This is a genomic window from Streptomyces sp. SPB162, assembly GCF_029504575.1.
In the GTDB taxonomy this organism is placed as follows: Bacteria; Actinomycetota; Actinomycetes; order Streptomycetales; family Streptomycetaceae; genus Actinacidiphila.
In genome coordinates, this window is the sequence record NZ_JAQFII010000001.1 from 4,112,063 (window position 1) to 4,134,076 (window position 22,014).

The 22,014-nt window shown below is 71.1% G+C and carries 21 protein-coding genes and 1 pseudogene; 20 read left to right on the forward strand and 2 right to left on the reverse strand.

Annotation, left to right across the window (positions count from 1 at the left end):
- Positions 1–113: 113 nt before the first annotated feature.
- Together M2266_RS18735 and M2266_RS18740 are read left to right on the forward strand one after the other, a co-directional pair.
- Positions 114–506: an STAS domain-containing protein gene (locus M2266_RS18735; RefSeq protein WP_277439218.1), complete on the forward strand. Its 393-nt coding sequence runs from the start codon at positions 114–116 to the stop codon at positions 504–506.
- Positions 507–697: 191 nt separating this feature from the next.
- The gene (locus M2266_RS18740) at positions 698–871 is read left to right on the forward strand and encodes a hypothetical protein (protein WP_277439219.1); all 174 of its coding nucleotides are present in this window, start codon (positions 698–700) and stop codon (positions 869–871) included.
- Positions 872–917: 46 nt separating this feature from the next.
- Here M2266_RS18740 and M2266_RS18745 read toward each other — a convergent pair whose 3' ends face one another.
- Positions 918–1,970 (reverse strand): YhjD/YihY/BrkB family envelope integrity protein, encoded by a 1,053-nt coding sequence (locus M2266_RS18745; protein WP_277439220.1) that lies wholly within the window; start codon positions 1,968–1,970, stop codon positions 918–920.
- A 273-nt stretch (positions 1,971–2,243) separates the two neighbouring features.
- Here M2266_RS18745 and M2266_RS18750 point away from each other — a divergent pair.
- Positions 2,244–4,389, forward strand: a pseudogene (locus tag M2266_RS18750) (SpoIIE family protein phosphatase).
- Positions 4,390–4,413: 24 nt separating this feature from the next.
- Here M2266_RS18750 and M2266_RS18755 read toward each other — a convergent pair.
- Positions 4,414–5,661: a helix-turn-helix domain-containing protein gene (locus M2266_RS18755; RefSeq protein ID WP_277439221.1), complete on the reverse strand. Its 1,248-nt coding sequence runs from the start codon at positions 5,659–5,661 to the stop codon at positions 4,414–4,416.
- A 425-nt stretch (positions 5,662–6,086) separates the two neighbouring features.
- Between M2266_RS18755 and M2266_RS18760 the strand changes: the two genes are divergently transcribed.
- The 17 genes from M2266_RS18760 to crcB (M2266_RS18840) all read left to right on the forward strand — a co-directional run bounded on the left by M2266_RS18760 (position 6,087) and on the right by crcB (M2266_RS18840) (position 21,998).
- Complete coding sequence (locus tag M2266_RS18760; protein WP_277439222.1) at positions 6,087–6,704, forward strand: hypothetical protein; 618 nt, start codon at positions 6,087–6,089, stop codon at positions 6,702–6,704.
- A 314-nt stretch (positions 6,705–7,018) separates the two neighbouring features.
- On the forward strand, positions 7,019–8,701 hold the full coding sequence (locus M2266_RS18765) for a DUF6801 domain-containing protein (protein ID WP_277439223.1): 1,683 nt from the start codon (positions 7,019–7,021) through the stop codon (positions 8,699–8,701).
- A gap of 55 nt (positions 8,702–8,756) precedes the next feature.
- Complete coding sequence (locus M2266_RS18770; RefSeq protein WP_277439224.1) at positions 8,757–9,782, forward strand: ATP-binding cassette domain-containing protein; 1,026 nt, start codon at positions 8,757–8,759, stop codon at positions 9,780–9,782.
- Entirely contained in the window at positions 9,779–10,606 is an 828-nt protein-coding gene (locus M2266_RS18775; protein WP_277439225.1) for an ABC transporter permease, read from the forward strand. The genes M2266_RS18770 and M2266_RS18775 overlap by 4 nt, the downstream gene beginning before the upstream one ends.
- 2 nt (positions 10,607–10,608) lie before the next feature.
- On the forward strand, positions 10,609–11,499 hold the full coding sequence (locus M2266_RS18780; protein ID WP_277439226.1) for an ABC transporter permease: 891 nt from the start codon (positions 10,609–10,611) through the stop codon (positions 11,497–11,499).
- Positions 11,496–12,812 (forward strand): MCE family protein, encoded by a 1,317-nt coding sequence (locus M2266_RS18785; RefSeq protein ID WP_277439227.1) that lies wholly within the window; start codon positions 11,496–11,498, stop codon positions 12,810–12,812. Before M2266_RS18780 ends, M2266_RS18785 begins: the two co-directional genes overlap by 4 nt.
- A complete protein-coding gene (locus M2266_RS18790) occupies positions 12,809–13,840 on the forward strand; it encodes an MCE family protein (protein WP_277439228.1) in 1,032 nt (343 codons plus the stop codon). The genes M2266_RS18785 and M2266_RS18790 overlap by 4 nt, the downstream gene beginning before the upstream one ends.
- Positions 13,837–14,895, forward strand: a complete 1,059-nt coding sequence (locus tag M2266_RS18795; RefSeq protein ID WP_277439229.1) for an MCE family protein — start codon at positions 13,837–13,839, stop codon at positions 14,893–14,895. Before M2266_RS18790 ends, M2266_RS18795 begins: the two co-directional genes overlap by 4 nt.
- Before the next feature lie 23 nt (positions 14,896–14,918).
- A complete protein-coding gene (locus M2266_RS18800) occupies positions 14,919–15,926 on the forward strand; it encodes an MCE family protein (RefSeq protein ID WP_277439230.1) in 1,008 nt (335 codons plus the stop codon).
- A 44-nt stretch (positions 15,927–15,970) separates the two neighbouring features.
- Positions 15,971–17,329 carry an MCE family protein gene (locus tag M2266_RS18805; protein WP_277441260.1) on the forward strand — a complete coding sequence of 453 codons (1,359 nt, stop codon included), beginning with the start codon at positions 15,971–15,973 and terminating at the stop codon, positions 17,327–17,329.
- Positions 17,326–18,579: an MlaD family protein gene (locus M2266_RS18810; RefSeq protein ID WP_277439231.1), complete on the forward strand. Its 1,254-nt coding sequence runs from the start codon at positions 17,326–17,328 to the stop codon at positions 18,577–18,579. The genes M2266_RS18805 and M2266_RS18810 overlap by 4 nt, the downstream gene beginning before the upstream one ends.
- Positions 18,576–19,133 carry a hypothetical protein gene (locus tag M2266_RS18815; protein ID WP_277439232.1) on the forward strand — a complete coding sequence of 186 codons (558 nt, stop codon included), beginning with the start codon at positions 18,576–18,578 and terminating at the stop codon, positions 19,131–19,133. The genes M2266_RS18810 and M2266_RS18815 overlap by 4 nt, the downstream gene beginning before the upstream one ends.
- A gap of 23 nt (positions 19,134–19,156) precedes the next feature.
- The gene (locus M2266_RS18820) at positions 19,157–19,777 is read left to right on the forward strand and encodes a hypothetical protein (RefSeq protein WP_277439233.1); all 621 of its coding nucleotides are present in this window, start codon (positions 19,157–19,159) and stop codon (positions 19,775–19,777) included.
- A gap of 50 nt (positions 19,778–19,827) precedes the next feature.
- On the forward strand, positions 19,828–20,349 hold the full coding sequence (locus tag M2266_RS18825) for a hypothetical protein (RefSeq protein WP_346780947.1): 522 nt from the start codon (positions 19,828–19,830) through the stop codon (positions 20,347–20,349).
- 23 nt (positions 20,350–20,372) lie between these two features.
- Positions 20,373–21,104 carry a hypothetical protein gene (locus M2266_RS18830; protein WP_277439235.1) on the forward strand — a complete coding sequence of 244 codons (732 nt, stop codon included), beginning with the start codon at positions 20,373–20,375 and terminating at the stop codon, positions 21,102–21,104.
- Between the two features lie 40 nt (positions 21,105–21,144).
- The gene (gene crcB, locus M2266_RS18835; RefSeq protein ID WP_277439236.1) at positions 21,145–21,627 is read left to right on the forward strand and encodes a fluoride efflux transporter CrcB; all 483 of its coding nucleotides are present in this window, start codon (positions 21,145–21,147) and stop codon (positions 21,625–21,627) included.
- Positions 21,624–21,998, forward strand: coding sequence for a fluoride efflux transporter CrcB (crcB, locus tag M2266_RS18840; protein ID WP_277439237.1), 375 nt, complete (start codon positions 21,624–21,626; stop codon positions 21,996–21,998). Before crcB (M2266_RS18835) ends, crcB (M2266_RS18840) begins: the two co-directional genes overlap by 4 nt.
- Positions 21,999–22,014 lie beyond the last annotated feature (16 nt).

Sequence of the window (22,014 nt, forward strand, 5' to 3'; positions counted from 1 at the left end):
TATCTGTTCCGGGCTACCGACTCCCCTGTGCTATTTCCCGACCGATACGGTGACCGTAGGTCACCCCAGGCCCTGGTGGTCGCTCGCACGGTCGATCGCGGGAGGGGATGCCGGTGCAGGATGACGCCCGCAGGGATCCACCGCCGGGCCCACCCGATCTGGTCCCCCGGGCCAACCCGTATGCGCGCACCTACCGTGTCGGCGACTTCACCGTCGTGGAACTGCGGGGTGAACTGGACATCGACACCGCGCGGTTCGTCGCCCCGCACCTGGATCTCGTCTCCGGCGGAACGCCGCCGCTGATCGTCGTCGACCTGTGCCGGTTGGAGTTCGTCGACTGCTACGGCCTGTCCCTGCTCTGCCGCGCCCGCCGCCGTGTCCAGGCCCGGGGAGGCGAGCTGCGGACGGTCTGCGACCGTTCGTCGACCCTGCGGCTGCTGCAGCTGACCGGCCTGGCCACCACCTTCCTCCCGGTGCCGACGCTCACCAGCGCCTTGGACGGCTAGGCCGTGTCTGACACATACCGGCGTCCGCCCGGAGGGCGGGGCCCGGGGCGTCTGGTGCGTGCGACGCACCGCGCCGGACGCCGCGAACCAGGCAAACCCTTCCGGCCAGAGCACGAGAGCACTCGCGGGTGGTGGGGAATGGTGTTTGCCTTGGATGGTCCGCATTGGACACCATTCAGGAGGAATTGTTCATGGCCAAGCAGACAGCCCGCAGCGCCCCCTCCAAGGGCATGAGGCAGGCCGACCAGGTGGATGCCGCGCAGGCGAGGCACCGCGCCAACGAGGTGCGGGAGAACCTGGACGCTTTCGAGTACAGCGAGAGCCCCGAGGCGGAACCGGGGATCGTGCGCGAGCCCCGGGAGTAGCCGCCGTCGGTCGAGGGGCGGGCCCGTAGGACCGCGGGCGCGCCCCTCAGCCGTTGACCGGGGGTGTGCCCAGCCGCCCGGCCAGCGGCTCCTCGTGCGCGAGGACGTGGCCGGCGCAGATGCCGACCGTGACGACGGCGAAGAGCACGATCAGCCAGGAGAGCAGGGCGAAGAGCGACCCGAACGGGCCGAACTGCCGAAGGGCGCGGTCGACGGCCCCCGGCATGTAGATCGCCGACCAGGCCCCGACCCCGAGCACACCCGCCGAGACCAGCATCGCTCCCGGCAGCAGCGGCAGCCACGGGATGCGGGAGCCCAGCAGGAGGTGCTGGGTCCACCACCACAGCAGGGTCGCCGAGACGAACTGCACCGGGACGCCGAGGGCCGGCCCCACGCCGAAGCCGTTGTGCAGCGGGCCCTGGAGCAGCAGGTCGACCAGCCAGACCGCCAGCCAGGCCACCCACCGCCAGGCGACCACCCGGGCGCCGGCCCTGGGCAGGTGCCAAGCCCGTTCGCACGTCCGCTGCAGGGCGCGGCTGCAGGCCGTCGCCGAGAGCAGGGTGATGATCACGCCGACGACACCGATGGAGTTGCTCTCGGCGTTGTCGTCGGCCGCGTAGACCTGCCGGACCTGGTCCAGCGCGTCGTCGTGCAGTCCGAGTACCGAGTGCAGCGAGGAGACGAGCTGGTCGCGGACGCCCTGGGGCGCGAACGCGGCGATCACGAACAGGGCGGGAAGGGCGCCGAGGAAGGCCTGGGCGGCCAGCCGGGTGGCGCAGTCCAGGACGTTCACCGCGGTGAACTCGCGGACGAGGCGCCCGATGAACGGAGTCCCGCGCAGCACCCGGTCCAGCACCGTCACAGGCGAGGGGGGGTCCTCGAAGTACCGCTGCTCGTAGACGCGCTCGGACTGGTGGCGGCGGTCCGTGCGCCGGCGGCGGTTGAACGACAGCAGCATCCCGAGGAGCAGCGTCACCGCCCCGCCGATCATGCAGATGGTGCCCAGGACGTTCAGGTCGATCCACCGGGTGTGCCAGGTGATCGCGTATCTCAGGATCGCCCCGATGAGGATGAGGGCCAGCCCACCGGCTGCGGTCATGTCGAGGTTCCTTCCGGGGCGGGTACGGCGTCGGTCGGCACCGGCTCTGCGCCCAGCCTGCGGGACCCCGCCGCGGCTGTCCTGTCGGGAGCCGTCGGGTTGGGCCGTTGGTGTCGGGCCCGTCCGGTCGTCGTCTGAATGCGGGCAAATACGACGAAAGCTATGCTGGCGAGGCGATCCCGGTATCGGACGCGGACATCCGGGTCCGACGGCTCGGAAACGACGTGCTGCCGGGTCGACCGGCGGGAACCGCGACACCGCGGGGGTAGGGATATGCCCGAACAGGACCGGCCGCCCGACCGCGGCAAGCCCTCGGGCGCCGGCACGCCCTCCGCCGGCACGCCCCGCACCGGTCCGGCCGAACGCCTCGCCCTGAACCACATGGGCAGTTTCGACTGGGACCTCCGGCTCGGCACCCTGGAGCTGGACGGGGCGGCCCTCAAGGTTTTCGACCTGCTGCCGGAGGAGTTCAGCGGCCGGCCCGAGTCCCTGGCGAGCCGGGTGTCGCCCGATGAGGGCGACCGGCTCGACACCGTGTTCCGCCGCGCCCTGCACGAGCGGGCGGCGTCGTACGGCATGTACTTCCAGGTGTTCCTCCGGGACGGCACGGCGCGCTGGACGCACACCCAAGGCCGCATCGTGCGCGACGAGAACGGCAGGGGCGTGCGCGTCATCGGCATCGTCCGCGACGCCACCTCGGAGCTGACGCACTCCACGATGCTGCGCACCATGGAAGCGGACCGCGCGCGCCAGACCTCCATGGTGGAACGGACCACCCAGGCCCTGTCGCGGGCGGTCACCGTCGACGACGTCACGGCGGCGCTGACCGGCAGCGGCGGCCTGGAGCGGTTCGGCGCCGACGGGCTCGCGCTGGGCCTCGTCGACGGCGGCATGCTCAAGATCATCGCGCTGACCGGCCGGTCGATGGAGGTCCTGTCCGACCTGCGGCTCACCCGGCTGGACGACGACCTCCCGCTGTCGGAGGCGATCCTCAGGCAGCGCCCCCGCTTCATCGCCTCGCTGCCGGAACTGGCCGAGCGGTTCCCCCGGCTGCGCCCCTACGTGGCCGACCTGAAGATCGAGGCGGCCGCCTACCTCCCGCTGGTGGCCCAGGCGCGCTCCATCGGCGGCCTCTGCCTCTTCTACCGGGACCGCACCCACTTCACCGCCGAGGACCGCAACCTCTGCCTGGCCCTGGCGGGCATCGTCGCCCAGTCGCTGCAGCGCGCCATGCTCTTCGATCAGGAGCGCGAGTTCGCCACCGGACTGCAGGGCCTCGATGCTCCCGCGCCGGATCCCCGACGTCGTCGGCGGGGAGATCGCCGTGCGCTACCACGCGGCCTGGAGCGGCCGGGAGGTCGGCGGAGACTGGTACGACGTCATCCCGCTGCCGCAGGGCCGCATCGGGGTCGTCGTCGGCGACGTCGAGGGCCACGACACCCACGCGGCGGCCATGATGGGCCAGCTCCGCATCGTCCTGCGCGCCTACGCGGCCGAGGGCCACGCCCCCTCGACGGTGCTCGCGCGCGCCTCGCAGTTCCTCGCCGAGCTGGACACCGAGCGCTTCGCCACCTGTACCTACGCCCAGGTCGACCTGGCCACCGGCGACGTCCGCGTGGTGCGCGCCGGCCACCTCGGGCCGCTGATCCGCCACACCGACGGGCGCACCGGCTGGCCCAACGTCCGCGGCGGACTGCCGCTCGGCCTGGCCACCCACTTCGAGGACCACGAGTACCCGGAGACGCGGCTGGACCTGGTGCCGGGGGAGACCCTGCTGCTGTGCACCGACGGGCTCGTCGAGCAACCCGGCAAGGACATCACCGAGGGCATGGACGAGCTCACCGAAGCCGTACGCAACGGACCGCAGGGCGCGGCCGCGCTCGCCGACCACCTGGCCGACGGCCTGTGGGCCCGGCCGGGCGCTGAGGACGACATGGCGCTGCTCCTGCTGCGCCGGGCGCCGGACACGGGCACCCTCAAGGCGCCGCGCATCCACCAGTACGTCCACCAGGCCGACCCGGAGGGACTGGCGGAGTCCCGTGTGGTGCTGCGCCAGGCCCTGGCGGACTGGGGCGCGGGCGAACTGATCGACGACGTCGAGCTGGTGGCGGGCGAACTCCTCACCAACGTCCTGCTGCACACCGAGGGCGGGGCCGTGATGACCCTGGAGCTCGTGCCGGCGGTACGGAGCCGCGTACCGCGCCGGGTCCGGTTGGCAGTCCAGGACCGCTCCAGCGTCTGGCCCCGGCGCAGGACCCCCGGTGAGGCCGCGACCTCGGGCCGCGGTCTGCTGCTCATCGACTCACTCGCCACCCGCTGGGGCGTGGAGCCGCGGGGGGAGGGCAAGTCGGTGTGGGCCGAGTTCCGGCTGACTCCGGCGGGGCGGGAGCGTCCGGGCGCGGGGTCTCCGGCCGCCTGACCAGACGGTTCCGGGTCGACGGCGTCAGAAGGGCTCGCGCGCGCCGGAGGGCGGGCCCGGCAACCCCGAAGGGCCCGCGCGCTCCTGGAGGTGCAGGGCGCGGAGCACGATCTCGGTCGCGAACCGGGCGTCGGCGTCAGCGAGTTGGTCGCCGAAGGCGCGGTCGAGGATCCGCATGCGGTAGCGCACGGTCTGCGGGTGCACGTCGAGGAGTTCGGCCATCTGGGCGGCGGTGCCGCGGGTGGTGAGCCAGGTGCGCAGGGTGTCGACGAGCCGGGTGCGCTGGGTGGGGGTGAGGCCGGCCAGGGGGCCGAGGTGCTTCTTGCTGAGCTGGTTAATCAGGGCGGGGTCTCCGAGCAGCCACAGCGGCAGTAAGTGGTCCTCGCACCGCACCACCGGCGGGCCTTCGACGATTCCGGCGTCGGCCAGGGCGAGGGTCTGCCGCGCCCAGCGCAGCGAGTCCGCCGCGTCGCCCAGCGGGGTGGTCAGCCCGACCGCCGCCCGGCTGCCGGCCAGCGCGGTGTCGAGCGCGGCGCGCCGGTTGTCGTCGAGCGGGCCGGGGACGAGCAGATGGGGCTCGGGCCCCGACAGGTCGGCGAGGACGTCGCGGTCCAGGGCGGCCCGCGTCAGCTTGGACTCGGGGCCCAGGGCGACGAGCGTGACCTCGTCCGGCAGCGGCCAGGCGGCGTGCTCGGCGAGTTCGGCGATCGCGGCGGGCGACACGGCGGGGGTGGCCAGAATCAGCCGCAGCACCCGGCGGCGCCGGTTGTCCGGCTTCTCGCCCAGTTCGGCCATGGCTTCGAGATAGCCCTCGCGGGAGAGCGACGCGAGTTCGCCGACGTAGGCGAAGAGCGAGTCGGCGAAGGTCATCATGACGGAGGGCGGGAGGTTGTAGCGCTCGGAGACCTTCATCGCCCGGCGCAGCCCGACCCGGGCGCCGATCCGGTACGCGGCCTGCAGGCTGTCCAGGCTGCGGCCCTCGTACGCCTCGAAGCGCCCGAACCTGCGGCACATGTCGTCGCGGAGCGTGGAGGTCGTGGAGGGGGCGGCGATCTGGTCGACGAAGGTGGCGATGTTCTGCTCGATGCCGATGCGTATCGCGTGCCCGTAGGGCCCGTCCAGGATGTGCGAGTACTCCGGTAACGCCCCGATGATCTCGGCGGACATCTCCTGGAAGAGGCTGGGCAGTTCGGGCCACATGATCGCCGCGAGCTCCTGCGGGATCGGCCGCAGCGGTTCGGCCGGCCCCGTGGCCCGTCTCGCTCCGGACACTCGTCCCCCTTGACTAGCGGCGCCGGGTGGGGCGACGGACGTGTCGGGAGTGACGTGCGACACGCCGTAGCACGTCGAAACATAGACCAACGGCGGCCGGAGCGCAGCACCCAGGGGCCGTAAACGTGCACGGGGCATGTGTCCGGCGGGCGGTCGCGGGCCGGCGTGCGTGCTCACTTCCGGACAGTTCGCAGCGCCGAATTACTGCTTCAGCGATAAGAAAATACTCGGGAGTAAGGTCGTTCTCCCAATCTCTGGCGGGAGTATTGCGCCATCCAGTTACCGATGCGTAACGTGCCCATTCGCAAGGGCAGCCGAATTCATTCGGTGCCGCGTTCCAGGTATTGAGCCGCAGTCGCGACCCTCGTCTGAACAGCGCGGATCGCGGTTAATCAGGTACGCCAACTCCCTGAAAGGATCAACCCGTGCGCAAGCTGACCAAGAGCACGATCGTCGCTGGTGCCGCCCTCGCGGCCGCCGTCGGATTCTCCACCTCCCCCGCGTCCGCGGCCGGAACCTGGACCGTGACCGGCGGTGGCGCGTTCACGGCGATCGCGACCAACCCGATCCTGACGGACACCAACACCGGCACCCAGCTCAAGTGCACCAAGTCCAACGCCGCCGGCACCGCGGCGAACGGCACCGGTCTGTCGGGCACCGCCATCGCCAGCATCTCCTCCGTCTCCTGGACCAGCTGCTCGGGTCCCGCCGGCATCTCCTTCACCGTCACGGCCCAGGGCCTGCCCTGGAAGCTCAACGCCGCGTCGTACTCGGGCGGTGTCACCACCGGCACGCTGACCGGGGTGAAGGCGCACATCAGCGGTCTGTGCAACGCGGACTTCAACGGTCCGACGGCGGGCAGCACCGCCACCCTGACCGGGAAGTACACCAACTCCACCCACACCCTCACCATCAGCGGCGGCAACCTGAAGGCGTACAACGTCTCGGGCATCTGCCTCGGCCTGATCAACAACGGCGACAGCGCCACCTACAGCGCCAACTACGTCGTGACGCCCAGCACCCTGCAGATCACCTCCCCGTGAGCCACGGCCTGTCCGCAGGACAGGCCCGGTGCCCGCTGTGCGGACCCCGGCCCGGATCCCCGGGCCGGGGTCCCGCGCGGAGCGCGTGCTCACCGGTACTCAATGGAATACAACGCTCCGCTCAGCATTTATCACCGAGTGATAAAGAACCCGGCGGTCGCAAGATCGCGGAACATTCCTGTGTTCGATCACTTGTCCTCGTTATTACCCGCCCGTAAAGTCCTGCGTCTCGAACGAGTTCGCCCCGTTACTTTCACGCGCCACCGTCCGGAGTACCCGCAGTCCTGCGTCGAGCCAGTCCGAGGAGTACCGCAATGAGGGGTGCACAGGTCCCACGCCGCACGGTGCGGCTGGCGGCCATCGCGGCGGCGGCGCTCCTGGCGGGACTGCTGCCCGGCGCCGGATCGGCGGCGGCCGGCCGGGACGGGCCGCTGGCGATGGCGTACACGTGCGCCTTCCCCGGCGGGGATCAGGCCGTGCACGTCTCCCTGGTGCAGTCGTTCCCGGAGACCGGGGCGGTCGACAAGCCCATCCAGCCCGGTGATCTGACGATGGCGGTGACGCTGCCCCGCGCGGCGGTCGACGGGCTCGTGTCGGACGCCGCAGGAACGCTGGCCGGTGCCGGAAGCCTCACCGCCCGTGTCACGCAGGGCACTTCCGCCGCCGACGCCCCCTGGCCCGGACTGCGGGCCCCCGCCGTGCCGGTGGCCGGCAAGGACGACCTGGTACTGACCTTCAAAGGCGAAGTGCCGTCGGTGACCGTCACCGCGGCGGGCGAGGTGGGTTTCGGCGCGGGCGACCTGGCGCTGGAACTCACGGTGGGCAAGGCGGCCGCGGCGGTGGGGACCCCCGCGGCCGCCACCCCGGCAGGCACCACCCCGGCGGCCACCGCCCCGACCCCCGCCACCTCGGCGGTACCGGCCACGTCGGCCCCCGCGAAGGTGGCGTGCTCCCCGGCGGCCGGGCAGAACGCCGTGCTGGGCGCGGTGCCGGTCGCCGTGCCCGACCCCACCCCCTCCGGCACCCCGTCTCCCTCGACCTCGACCTCCGGGTCCCCGTCGGCGACGCCTTCGACGCCGGGCGGGCCGAGCGCGGCTCCGTCGGGGCCGGCCAAGGTCGCCCCGGGCGCGCCGCACAACAGCACCATCAAGGTCGAACCCCCGGTGCACTCCGGCAAGTACGACTGCGGCGGCGTGCTCCCCAAGGGGAAGCTGGACTTCGATCACCTCCCGCTGGCGGACGAGAAAGCCGCGGACGCCACGGTCACCGAGACCGACTTCGACCTCGGCTCGTGCGCCTACGCGGTCGGGTACTCCAACGTCCACAAACTCGACGGCGCCGCCCTCATCAACGATCCGCGCGGCGCCAGAGGCCCGTCCCTGACCTACATCAACATGAACGTGCGGATGGCGGTGCAGCCGAACCCGCCGCAGTACTACGAGTTCGACTCGCTCGGTTCCATGACGCTCCCCGTGGCGGACTCCACCTTCCTGACCTACGGGTTCATGCCCACGACGGCGAAGATGGCGTTCACCCCCGACCCGAAGAAGCCGCTGCTGACCATCGTCACGACCGGCACCAACTTCGTGGAGCAGAACGTCATCACCACGATCCACGGGTACCAGTGGATCCGGCTCTACGACGTGAAGATCAACGGCACCCCGCTCGACGTGGGGCCGAACTGCCGTACCAGGGCGCCGATCGAGCTGGCCCTCGTCGGCCTGCAGGACGCGCACATGCCCGGCGGCGGCGACGGCAAGCCGGACTACACGATCCTCGACGGCGGTCCGCTGCACCAGGAGAACCTGACGATCCCCGCCTTCACCGGCTGCGGCACCCACGGGGAGAAGCTCGACGCGCTTTTCACCTCCGCGGTGTCCGGCCCGGGGAACTCGCTCAACCTCAACCAGGGAACGCTGTGCGCGCCCTGGGCCGGACTCGGCTGTGACGCGGCGGCCGGAACCGAGATCCAGATCCCGCCGCTGCCGCACCGCTGAACAAGTCCGCCACCGGCGCCGCGGACGGCGCCGGCCAATCGTCCCGGGAGGTGTTATGGGAATCGAAGTGGTCGTCGAAGGCCTGACCAAGTCGTTCGGCAGTCAGACCGTCTGGTCGGATGTGACGCTCACTCTGCCGCCCGGTGAGGTCAGCGTGATGCTGGGCCCCTCGGGTACCGGAAAGACCGTGTTCCTGAAGTCGGTGATCGGGCTGCTCAAGCCCGAACGCGGGCGCGTCATGGTCAACGGCGTCGACATGGTGAACAGCCCCGAACGCGACGTGTACGAGGCGCGCAAGCTCTTCGGCCTGATGTTCCAGGACGGCGCGCTGTTCGGGTCGATGTCCCTCTTCGACAACATTGCCTTCCCGCTGCGCGAGCACACGAAGAAGAAGGAGTCCGAGATCCGCCGCGTCGTGATGGAGCGGATGGACATGGTCGGGCTCCTGGGCGCCGAGGCGAAGCTGCCCGGCGAGATATCCGGCGGCATGCGCAAACGCGCCGGGCTGGCCCGCGCCCTGGTCCTCGACCCACAGATCATCCTCTGCGACGAGCCGGACTCCGGCCTCGACCCGGTCCGCACGGCGTACATCTCGCAGCTGCTCATCGACCTGAACGCGCAGCTCGACGCGACGATGCTGATCGTCACGCACAACATCGACATCGCCTCGACCGTCCCGGACAACATGGGCATGCTCTTCCGCCGCCGGCTCGTCGCCTTCGGACCGCGCGAGGTGCTGCTCACCAGCCAGGAGCCCGTCGTCGCGCAGTTCCTCGGCGGGCACCGGGCCGGTCCGATCGGCATGTCCGAGGAGAAGGACGAGGCCACGATCGCCCTGGAGGAGCGGCACGGCGTCACCGGGAGCAGCTCGGCGCCGCGCACCATCGAGCCGCAGCTGGAACCGACCCCCGGACTGCCGGTCCGGCAGGCGGTGCTGCGCCGCAGGGAACGGGTGCTGGGCATGCTGGACACCCTGCCGCCGGCCGCGCGGCACGCGATCGAGTCCAGCTTCGACCGCACCGGGCACGTTCCCGCGGGCCGGGCCGCGCCCGCGGGGCACGCGGGCGGAGGGCTGTCATGACGGCTCCACCCCCGACGGCGCCGGCCCGGGAGGACGTTCCCGCCCAGCGGCGCCCGGTGCCCGGCCTCGGCTGGCTGCGCGAGACCGGCCGGCTGTTCTCGCTCGCCGTGACGACGGTCGGCGCGATGTTCCGCAGGCCGTTCCAGATGCGTGAGCTGATCGAGCAGTTCTGGTTCATCGCGAGCGTGACGATCCTGCCCGCGGCCCTCGTGTCGATCCCGTTCGGCGCGGTGATCGCGCTCCAGGTCGGGTCGCTGACCCAGCAGCTCGGCGCCCAGTCGTTCACCGGCGGCGCCAGTGTGCTGGCCATCATCCAGCAGGCGAGCCCGCTGATCGTCGCCCTGCTGATCGCGGGCGCGGGCGGATCGGCGATCTGCGCGGACCTCGGTTCGCGCAAGATCCGCGAGGAACTCGACGCGATGGAGGTCATGGGCGTCTCGCCGGTGCAGCGCCTCGTCGTGCCCCGGGTGCTGGCGGCGATGTTCGTGGCGGTGCTGCTCAACGGACTGGTCTCCGTCGTCGGCACGCTCGGCGGCTACTTCTTCAACGTGATCATGCAGCACGGCACGCCGGGCGCGTACCTCGCCAGCTTCTCGGCGCTGGCCCAACTGCCCGACCTCTACATCAGCGAGCTGAAGGCGCTGATCTTCGGCTTCATCGCGGGCATCGTCGCCGCCTACCGGGGACTCAACCCCCGTGGCGGGCCGAAGGGCGTCGGCGACGCGGTGAACCAGTCGGTGGTCATCACCTTCCTGCTGCTGTTCTTCGTGAACATGGTGCTCACGGGGCTCTATCTGCAGATCGTCCCCCCGAAGGGATCCTGACGATGGCCCTCCTCGACAAGGACGCCCCACAGGACGCCCCCGTCCCGCCCGACCGCGAACCGGCCGCGCCCCGCGCCGGCTCCCGGTCCGAGCGCTGGTTCGGCTGGCTGGACCGCAGCGGCGACCACCTGATCTTCCACATCACCGTGCTGCTGTGGATCCCCAAGACGCTGCGCCGCTACTTCAAGGAGATCCAGCGGCTGCTGGCCGAGGTGGCGTTCGGCAGCGGCGGGCTCGGGGTCATCGGCGGCACCGTCGGCGTGATGATCGCGATGACGCTCTTCACCGGTACGGTCGTCGGCCTTCAGGGCCACGCGGCGCTCAACCAGGTCGGCGCCGCCGCGTTCACCGGCTTCGTCTCGGCGTACTTCAACACCCGGGAGATCGCGCCGCTGGTGGCGGGTCTCGCGCTGTCGGCCACCGTGGGTGCGGGCTTCACCGCGCAGCTCGGCGCGATGCGCATCAACGAGGAGGTCGACGCCCTGGAAGGGATGGGCATCCGCAGCGTGCCGTACCTGGTGACGACGCGGGTCGTCGCGGGCGTCGTCGCGATCATCCCGCTCTACGGGATCGGCCTGATCAGCTCGTTCTTCGCCTCACGGCTGGTCACGGTCTACGTGAGCGGCCAGTCGTCGGGCACCTACGACCACTACTTCCACACGTTCCTGTCGCCCGACGACGTCCTGCTGTCGTTCCTCAAGGTGATCGTCTTCAGCGTCGTGGTGATCCTCGCGCACTGCTACTACGGCTTCCACGCCGAAGGCGGTCCCGCCGGAGTCGGGGTGGCGGTCGGCAAGTCGGTGCGCAACGCGATCGTGGTGATCAGCGTGACCGACTTCTTCCTCAGCCTGGCCATCTGGGGCACCACGACGACGGTGCGGGTGGCCGGATGAACGCCCGCACCGCACAACGGCGCTTCGCGGGACTGGTGTACCTGCTGGTCCCGGCGCTGCTCATCTGGCTCTCCGTGGCGATCTACGACAAGAAGTTCTCCGACGACGCGACCGTGACCGTCAGGACCGGCAGCGTCGGCAACGCGATGCATCTGTACGCGGACGTCAAGATGCGCGGGGTGGTGGTCGGCCAGGTGCGCGGCATCACCGCCGACGGCGAGGGCGCCCGTGTCACGCTCGCCATCCAGCGCGACAAGCTGCAGGGCATCCCCGCCGACGTCACCGTGCAGATGCTGCCGACGACGCTGTTCGGTGAGCGGTTCGTGGCCCTGGTACCGCCGCGGCAGAGCACCTCGGGGTCGAAGCTGCTGGCCGGCAGCACCATCGCGCAGGACCGTTCCAGCAATGCCATCGAGCTGGAGCAGGTGCTCGACAACGTCCTGCCGCTGCTGACCGCGGTGCAGCCGGAGAAGCTCTCCGCCACCCTCAGCGCCGTCTCGCAGGCGTTGCAGGGGCGCGGCACGACGCTGGGCGACAGTTTCGTCACCCTCGACGCCTACCTGGCGAAGCTGAACCCGAACCTGCCCGCCCTCAACCGTGACATCCAGGAGCTGGTCAAGGTCAGCCGCGTGTACGGAGACGCCGCCCCCGACATCCTGCAGGCGCTCACCGACTTCACCACGACCAGCGGCACCATCGCCGAGCAGCGCGCCAACCTCAGCACCCTGTACGGGTCCACGACCAGCACCTCCCAGGACCTGACCGCGTTCCTGCGGCAGAACCAGGACACCATCATCCGGCTGTCGGCCGACAGCCGGGGAACGCTCCAGCTGCTCGGCGAGTACGCGCCGTCGTTCCCCTGCACGCTGCGCACACTGGCGAACTTCGTGCCGGCGATGGACAAGGCGCTCGGAAAGGGCACCGACGAGCCGGGACTGCACGTCACCGTGCGGACCGTTCCCTCACGGGGCAAGTACGTGCCCGGCAAGGACAAGCCGTCGTACACGGCGAGCACCGGGCCGAACTGCTACCCGGTGCCGTACCTCGGCCGGCCGACCCGGACGGACGACACGGTGGCACCCGGGCTCACGGGCCCGGCCACCACGAAGCCCCCCGCGTCGGCCTCCGACCTCACGGTGGCCGGTGCGGGAAGCGGGAACGGCGGCCTCGGGCTCGCCAACTCGCCGCAGGAGAACGAACTCGTCAACGAACTGCTGGCGCCCTCGATGAACCAGGCGCCGCAGTCCCTCCCCGACTGGAGCAGCCTGCTGGCCGGCCCGGTCTTCCGCGGCGCGGAGGTGAGTCTCAAGTGAGGCGCCGGAGCATCGCGGGCCCGCTGATCAAGTCGCTGGTCTTCATCCTCGTGACGGCCCTGGCCACCACGGTGCTGGCCTTCAGCATCGCCAACACCGGCATCGCGGACACCGTCGGCTACAAGGCGCGGTTCACCGACACCACCGGGCTGATCACCGGCGACAGCGTGCGGATCGCCGGGGTGAAGGTCGGCCAGGTCGAGGACATCAGGGTGGTGGACCGGCGGCTCGCCCAGGTGACGTTCTCGGTCGAGAGGGGCCGGGCGCTGCCCGCCTCGGTGACCGCCTCGATCAAGTACCTGAACATGGTCGGCCAGCGCTACATCGACCTGCAGCAGGGCACCGGACCGATGGACCGGACGTTCACGCCGGGCTCCACCATCCCGCTGGACCGCACCTCGCCCGCCCTCGACCTGACCCAGCTGTTCAACGGCTTCCAGCCGCTCTTCGAAGGACTGTCGCCCAAGGACGTCAACCAGCTCGCCGGAGAGATCATCCAGGTGCTCCAGGGCGAGGGCGGCACCGTCAACAGCCTGATCAGGAACGTGGGTTCGCTGACGACCACGCTGGCCGCCAAGGACAAGGTCATCGGTGAGGTGATCACCAACCTCAACACCGTGCTGACCAGCGTCAACACCCGCGAACAGGGCTTCAACGACCTGGTGGGCACCCTGCAGACCCTCGTCACCGGCTTCGCGGGCGACCGGCAGCCGATCGGGGACGCGATCACCGCGATCTCGCAGCTCACCACCAGTACGGCGGGGCTGCTGGACGACGGCAGGGCGCCGCTCAAGGAGGACATCCGCCAACTCGGCAGGCTGTCGTCCAACCTGTCCGCGAGCACCCCGCAGATCGAGAACTTCCTGCAGAAGACGCCCGTCAAGATGCGGACGATCACCCGCCTCGCGTCCTACGGGTCCTGGCTCAACCTCTACCTCTGCGAGGCCAAGGTGTCGGGCGTGACCACTTCGGACGGCAGCAAGGCGCCGACCGGTATCGCGATCACCGAAGCGAGGTGCAGGTCATGAGCCGGCTGTCGCGCCTGCGGCGGCGGGCGACGCGACGGCGCCCGAAGCCGATGGCGGAACGCAACCCCGTCACCGTCGGCATCGTCGGACTGCTCGTCCTCGTCCTGCTGGGTGCGGTCGTCTACAACGCCGACGCGCTGCCGTTCATCGGCGGCGGCACCACGTACACGGCGGACTTCACCGAGGCGGCAGGGCTCGACCCCGGTAACGAGGTGCGGGTGGCCGGGGTGAAGGTCGGCAAGGTCACCGCGGTGGGGCTGGACGACGGCAAGGTGAAGGTGACCTTCAAGGTCAAGGACACCTGGATCGGTGACGCCAGCACGGCCGCGATCGGCATCAAGACGCTGCTCGGCGAGAAGTACCTGGCCGTGGACCCGCTCGGCTCCGCCGCGCAGAACCCCGGCCGCCGCATCCCGTCGAGCCGCACCACCTCCCCGTACGACGTGACGCAGGCGTTCAACGGGCTCGGCCGGACCTTCGGGGAGATCGACACCGCGCAGCTCGCGAAGAGCTTCGACACCATCTCCGCCACGTTCAAGGACACCGCGCCCCAGGTGCACACCGCCGTCACCGGGCTCTCCGCCCTGTCGAAGACGATCTCGGACCGCGACGCCCAGCTCGCCAAGCTGCTGGCGGGCAGCAAGCAGCTCACCGGGACGCTGGCCGCGCAGCAGACCCGGTTCGAGACGCTGATCACCGACGGGAACCTGCTGCTGGGCGAGGTGCAGAAGCGCCGGGACGCCATTCACGGCCTGCTCACCGGCACCCAGGACCTCGGCATCCAGCTGACCGGGCTCGTCGAGGACAACAACAAGCAGTTGGAGCCCACCCTAAGCGCGCTGAGCCGGGTCACCACCGTGCTGCGGAAGAACCAGAAGAGCCTGGACGCGGCCCTCGCCGCGATCGGGCCCTACTACCGGCTGGTCGGCAACACGCTCGGCAACGGCCGCTGGTTCGACACCTACCTCTGCGGTCTCGTGCCGCGGAACTACCTGCCTGCCGGCACGCCTCCCGCCACCGGATGCATGCCCCCCAAAGCCCAGGGCGGTCGCTGATGACGGCATGGAGGACGGCACGGATGTCCAGGAGGCGCGGGCTCGCGCTCGGCACCGTACTGGTGCTCGTACTCGTCGCGGTCGCCGGCGGGATCTACGTGTTCGGCGGGAGCGGCGGCAAGCGCGTCACCGCCTACTTCGACCAGGCCGTCGGCGTGTACCCCGGCTCGGACCTGCGGGTCCTGGGCGTGAAGGTCGGCACCGTCGACTCGGTGTCGCCGCAGGGCCGCCAGGTGCGGGTGGACCTCACGCTGGACAAGGGCGTGAAGGTGCCGGCCGACGCGGGCGCCGTCGTCGTGGCGCCCAGCATCGTCTCCGACCGCTACGTCCAGCTGAGCCCCGCCTACACCGGCGGCGCCCAGATCCGCGACGGGGCGGAGATCCCGTCGAGCCGCACCGCGACCCCCGTGGAGGTCGACCAGCTCTACGAGAGCATCACGAAGATCAGTGAGGCGCTCGGCCCCGCCGGCGCCAACTCCACGGGGTCGCTCTCCGCGCTCCTCGACACCGGCGCCGCGAACCTCGGCGGCAACGGCAAGCTGCTCGGGCAGACCATCGAGCAGCTCGGCAAGGTCACCAGGACGCTGTCGAAGAACAGCGGTCCCTTCTTCGAGACGCTCACCTATCTGCAGTCCTTCACGACGATGCTGAAGAACAACGACGGTGACGTCCGCAAGGCAGCCGAGCAGCTCTCCCAGGTCACCGGTTTCCTCGCCGAGGACAAGGAGAACCTGGCCGGCGCGCTGAAGCAGCTCGCCACCGCGCTGGGCGAGGTGAAGGGCTTCATCCACGACAACAGGACCCGGTTGAAGTCGGTCGTCGACCAGCTCGCGCCGCTCACCCAGTCCCTCGTCGACCAGCGGGCCTCCATCGCCGAGGCGCTCGACACCGCGCCGCTCGCGGCCTCCAACGTCCTGAACGCCTACGACCCGGCGCACCGGACCATCGACGGCCGGGCCGACATCAACGAACTGAGTTTCCCGCTGCCGACCGTCGGCACCGTCTACGGCACGCAGGGAGCGACCCGGTGAGACGTACGAACCGGGTCGCCGCGGCGGCGGCCCTCACGCTCGCGCTGGCCGGCTGCTCGACTCCGGGGCTCGGCGGCATCGAGACCCTGCCGCTGCCGGGCGGAGCCGACCTCGGCAGCCATCCCTACACCGTCACCGCCGAGTTCGCCGACGTCCTGAGCCTCGTCCCGCAGTCGGCGGTCAAGGTCAACGACGTGGCGGTGGGCCGGGTCACCGCCGTCGACCTCGCGCCGAACGGTTGGACGGCGAAGGTCACCATGCGCGTCAACGGCAAGGTCGACCTGCCGGCCAACGCGTACGCCCACCTCGAACAGTCCAGCCTGCTCGGCGAGAAGTTCGTGCAACTCGCCGCGCCGGACCGGAAGACCGGCGAGCCGGGCACCGGCCGGCTCGGCGACGGCGCCCGGATTCCGCTCGATCGCACCAACCGCAACCCGGAGGTGGAGGAGGTGTTCGGCGCGCTGTCGATGCTGCTCAACGGCGGTGGCGTCGCCCAGCTCAAGACGATCACCGTGGAGCTGAACAAGGCCCTGCAGGGCAACGAGCCGCAGGTGCGCTCCATGCTGACCCGCGTCAACACCCTCGTCACGGACCTGGACGGGCACAAGCAGGACATCACCGCGGCGCTCGACGGCGTCAACCACCTCTCCGCGACCCTCGCCACCCGTGACCGGCAGATCGGCACGGTGCTCACGGGGCTCAGCCCCGGTCTGAAGGTCCTGGAGGAGCAGCGCGGTTCGCTGGTGACGATGCTCCGCTCCCTGGACACCCTGTCCGAGGTCGCGGTCACCACCGTGAACAGGAGCAAGGACGACATGGTCGCCGACCTGAAGGCGCTCGCGCCCACCCTGCAACGGCTCGCCGACTCCGGGAAGGCGCTGCCGGACTCGCTCCAGGTGCTCCTCACCTATCCGTTCACGGACGAGGTGCTCAGCGGCGTCAAGGGCGACTACCTCAACGTCTACCTGGACATGACGGCGGCGCCCGGCACGCGGATCATCCCCGAACTCGACTACTCCGACAACGTCTACCCGCCACCGACCCAGGACCCGGGCGAGGACGTGGGAGGCACGGACGCGGGGACGGACGCGGGCACGGACGCCGGTACCGATGCCGGGACGGACGCGGGCACGGACGCCGGGACGGACGCGGGGACGGACGCGGGCACGGACGCCGGTACCGATGCCGGGACGGACGCGGGCACGGACGCCGGCACGGACGCGGGCACGGACGCCGGTACCGATGCCGGCACTGATGCCGGAAGCGACGCGGGTGCTGACGCCGGCGCCGATGGTGGCGGGACGGAGGGCGGTGCGAGCGCCAGGAAGTCGTCGCTCTTCCCGCTGCCGTCCGTCGGACCGGTCAGGACCGTGCCGTCCCCCTCGGCGGGAGGCCACTCGTGATCACCCTCGGCACCCGGCTGAAGAACGTCGCCTTCCTCGCGATCGCCGTCCTCGTCCTGGGCTTCATCGGCGCCAGATACGCCGACCTCGGCCACTACTTCGGCATGCGCGGCTACTACGTCGTCAAGGTCCAGCTCCCGGAGACCGGCGGCTTGTTCACCCACTCCAACGTCACCTACCGCGGCGTCTCCGTCGGCCGGGTCGGGCCGATCACGCTGACCGACGACGGTGTGGAGGCTGAGCTCCGCATCGACGACTCGGCGCCGCCCATTCCCGACCGGCTGCAGGCCGTGGTCGCCAACCTGTCCGCGGTCGGGGAGCAGTACATCGACCTGCGCCCGACGGCGGACGGCGGGCCGTACCTGGCCGACGGCGCGCGCGTCCCGGTGGCGGACACCCGCACCCCCGCCCCGGTGACGAACCTGCTCACCAGCGTCGACACCCTCGCGTCCTCCGTGCCGCTGACGTCGCTGCGGACCGTGGTCGACGAGTTCGGCCAGGCGTTCCAGGGCCAGGGGGACAACCTGCAGTCGCTCGTCGACAACAGCACCGACTTCATCCGGGCCGCCGACAAGAACGAGCCCACCACCACCAAGCTCATCATCGACGGCGCGACCGTGCTCGGCACCCAGGCGCAGGAAGGCGACGCGATCAGGTCGTTCGCCACCAGCGCCAAGGACCTGGCCGCGTCGCTGAGCGGCTCCGACACCGATCTCCGCCGGCTGATCACGGCCGCACCGGAGGCCGCGACCCAGGTCAGTGGATTGCTGCGGGACCTCAACCCCAGCCTCAGCGTGGTGCTCGCGAACCTGCTGACCACGTCCGACGTGGCCGTCACCCGCCAGCACGGCATCGAGGAGCTCCTGGTCAAGCTGCCCGCGGTGGCCGCGGCCGGTGCCACGGCCATCAACGGCAAGGGCGCCAACCTCGGGATGTCGGTGACGTTCTTCTCGCCGCTGCCGTGCACCGCCGGATACGGGGGGACCACGTACCGCAACGGGCTCGACCTCAGAACGGCGCCGGCGCTCAACACCGGGGCGCGCTGCACCGCTTCGCCGGGCAGCGGCACCAACGTCCGGGGCTCCGGCAACGCCCCGAAGGGCGGTGTACCGGCCGCGATCCGGCCCGGCGCGCTGCTGCTGGGCACCGACGCGGGCGGCACTCTGCCCGCGGCCCTCGGCCTGCCGTCCCTGCCGACCGCCGGTCCCTCCGACATGAGCGGACTGCTCGGACTGGAGCCGCGCCCGTGACCGGTCGACGGCTGCCCGTGCCCCGCCTCCCGAAGGTCTCCGCGTCGGCCAGGAGCGCCGTCGCCTGGGGGGTGACGGCGGCGATCGTCGTGTTCTGCGCCTTCGCCGGCTGGTCGTACCGGCAGGCGCGGACCGACGAGTCGCTCGCCTACGCCAAGGCCCGCGACGCGGTCCTGGCCGACGGGCGGCAGAACATCGCCCGTCTCAACAGCATCGACGGCACCGATGCCCAGCATGTCCAGGACGGTCTGCGGCAGTGGCTCGACGCCACGACCGGGCCACTGCACGACGAGATGGCGCGGACCAACGCCAAGAGCGGCACGTCGCTCCAACAGGCCGGCACCAGCGCCCGCTGCACCGTCACCGACGCGGCGGTGACCGAACTCGACACCCGGTCGGGCACGGCCAGGCTCATCGCGACGGTCCAGGTGGCGCTGACCCCGCGCGGCGGCGCGCCCACCACCGACCGCAAGCGTTTCGAGGCCGGGCTCGCCCGTACCTCCGGGGGCTGGAGGCTCACGGCGATCAACGCGGTACCCGTCGGCGCGGGCTGATCCGGGAGAAGAGGGCGAAGAACGTGAGCACCACAGGAGACACCAGGACCGAGCCCGTCGATGAGGCGGTCGAGGTCGAGAAGACCGAGTCGAGCGAGAACCCGCCTGCCGGCTCCGACCCTGGCCCCGGCCCCGCCCGGCGCCGCCGCGTCACCCCGACCGTGATCGTCGCCGGGCTGCTCGCCGCACTGCTGCTGACGGGTACCGGGCTCCTGGTCCGCACGCATCAACTGACGGACGCGGGGGCCACATCCAACACGGCGCTCACCGACACCGGAGCCACCAGCCGGGTCATCGGCGACGTCAGCAACACCCTCGGCAAGGTCTTCTCGTACACGCCCGAGGACACCCGGGCCACCGAGCTGGCGGCGAAGGAACTGCTCGGCGGAACGGCGGCCGGACAGTACGAGGCGCTGTTCGGGCAGGTCAAGCAGCAGGTGGCCGCGCAGAAGCTGACGCTCACCACCCATGTGGTGCGGGCCGGGGTCACCCGGCTCGACGGCGACAGCGCGCAACTGCTCGTCTTCCTGGACCAGACGGCGGAGCGCAAGGGGAAGAAGGCCACCACCGCGGCGGCCCAGCTGTCGGTGACCGCCCGGTTCCACGACGGCCACTGGCAGATCACCGACATCACGTCCCGGTAGTCCCGGCAGGGGAGAGGCAGATGCAAGGTACGAAGACGTGGAACCCGCTGCTGGTGGCAGCGGTCACGCTGGCCGTCCTCGCGGCGGCCGCCGCGGGCTGGGGCGGCTGGTCCTGGTACGGGGCGGCCCACGACGACTCCGCCGCGTACGCGCAGACCCGCGACCAGGTGTTGGCCGCCGGTGAACAGGGCGTGCAGAACATGAACACCCTCGACCACAAGAACCTGACCCGGGGACTCGACACCTGGCAGAACTCCACCACCGGAGACCTGCGCACCCAACTGGTGCAGGGCAGGACGGAGTTCGAGAAGCAGGTGCGGCAGGCGCAGACGGTGACCACGGCGAAGGTGCTGTCCGGATCGGTGACCGAACTGGACGTCCGGGCCGGAAAGGCGAGCGTGATGGTGGCGCTGCGCATCACGGTCACCGCGCCGAAGGGCGCGCCCTCGGCCAAGGAGAGCCGGCTGCTCGGCGAGCTGACCCGCACGTCCGACGGCTGGAAGCTCAGCGCGCTCGGTCAGGCGCCGGTCGGGGAGACCGCCCCCACCCCGCAGCCTTCCGCCGCCGGTTAGAGGACCCGAGAGGACCCGCGCACATGTCGACGACCCGCCACCTCATCAACCGGCAGCGGCGCCTGGCCGCCGCGCCGCCCGCGAGCCGGACGCGCCCGGGACCGCCGCCGACGCCCGAACCGGACGAGCAGGATCAGGAGCCGGAACAGAACAGGCCGCGACAGAAGAAGGACGAGAAACCGGAGCGGAAGCCGAAGCTCGTGCCCAAGCCGTCGGGCAAGAAGCCCGACGGCAGCGGCAACGGCCCGCGCCGGGTAGTGGTGGCCCTCGGCGTGGTGACGGTGCTGCTCGGCGGGTTCGCCGGCTGGGCCGCCCTGGAGGCGGCCACCCTCCACGACACGGCGTCGACCCGCAATTCCGCCCTCACCGACACCGCCCGCACCAGCGAGGTCAAGGGCATGGTGACGCAGGCCGTGAACTCGGTCTTCTCCTACAACTACGCGGACACCGCCCGCACGGACCAGGCCGCGAAGAAGCTGCTGACCGGCAAGGCGGTGCAGCAGTACGCCGACATGCTCGCCCAGGTGCGCCAGCAGGCGCCGGTGCAGAAGCTCGTCCTGACGACGACGGTCACCGACAGCGGCGTCGAGCTGATCGACGGCGACCGGGCCCGGGTGCTGATCTTCGCGGACCAGCGGAACACCCGTACCGCCCCGAAGGAGGAGACGACCTACGCGGCGGCCATGTTCGCCGTGGACGCCGTCCACCAGGACGGCGGCTGGAAGATCAGCAACATCGACACGTTCAACCGCTGACCTGCGGGTCGCCGAAGCCCGGCCGGTATCGTGACGCGCGATGTCCCGTCACGAGGCTGCGCGCGAGCCCACCGACCCCGACGTCGACCTGCGCGTGCCGGCGCAGCGCGACGAGCTGCTGCGCCACCACGTCCAGGTCCTCGCCGTGATCTCGCTGGGCGGCGCGGCCGGCGCCTGCGCCCGGTACGGCGCCGCGCTGCTCCGCCCCACCCCGGCCGGCGGTTTCCCCTGGACGACGCTGCTGGTCAACACCGTCGGCTGCGCGGTGATCGGGGTGTTCATGGTGCTGATCACCGAGGTGTGGACCGTGCACCGGCTGGTGCGGCCGTTCTTCGGGACCGGCGTGCTGGGCGGCTTCACCACCTTCTCCACCTACGCCGTGGACATCCGCGACCTGCTGGAGCACGGCGAGGCGGCCACGGGGCTCGCCTATCTGGCGGGGACGGCGCTCGCCGCCCTGGCGGCCGTATGGGCGGCCGCGACCCTGACCCGCCGTCTGGCGTCGCGAGGTGCGGCGCGGTGAACTGGCTGCTCGTCATCGCCGGAGCCGCCGTCGGCGCCCCGCTGCGCTACCTCACCGACCGTCTGGTCCAGGCCCGGCACGCGACGGCCTTCCCGTGGGGAACCTTCACCGTCAACGTGGCGGGCTGCCTGGTGCTCGGGATCGTCACCGGCGCGGTGACCGCCGGGGCCGCCTCGTCCTCCGCGCAGCTGCTGCTGGGCACCGGCCTGTGCGGGGCGCTGACGACGTACTCGACGTTCTCGTTCGAGACGCTGCGGCTGGCCGAGCGGGGGGACCGGTTCTTCGCCGCCGCGAACGTGGCGGCGAGCATCACCGCCGGGCTCGGAGCCGTCTACACCGGCGTGGCCCTCGCCCAGGCGCTGTGGGGCTGACCTGGGGGGCCTCCGA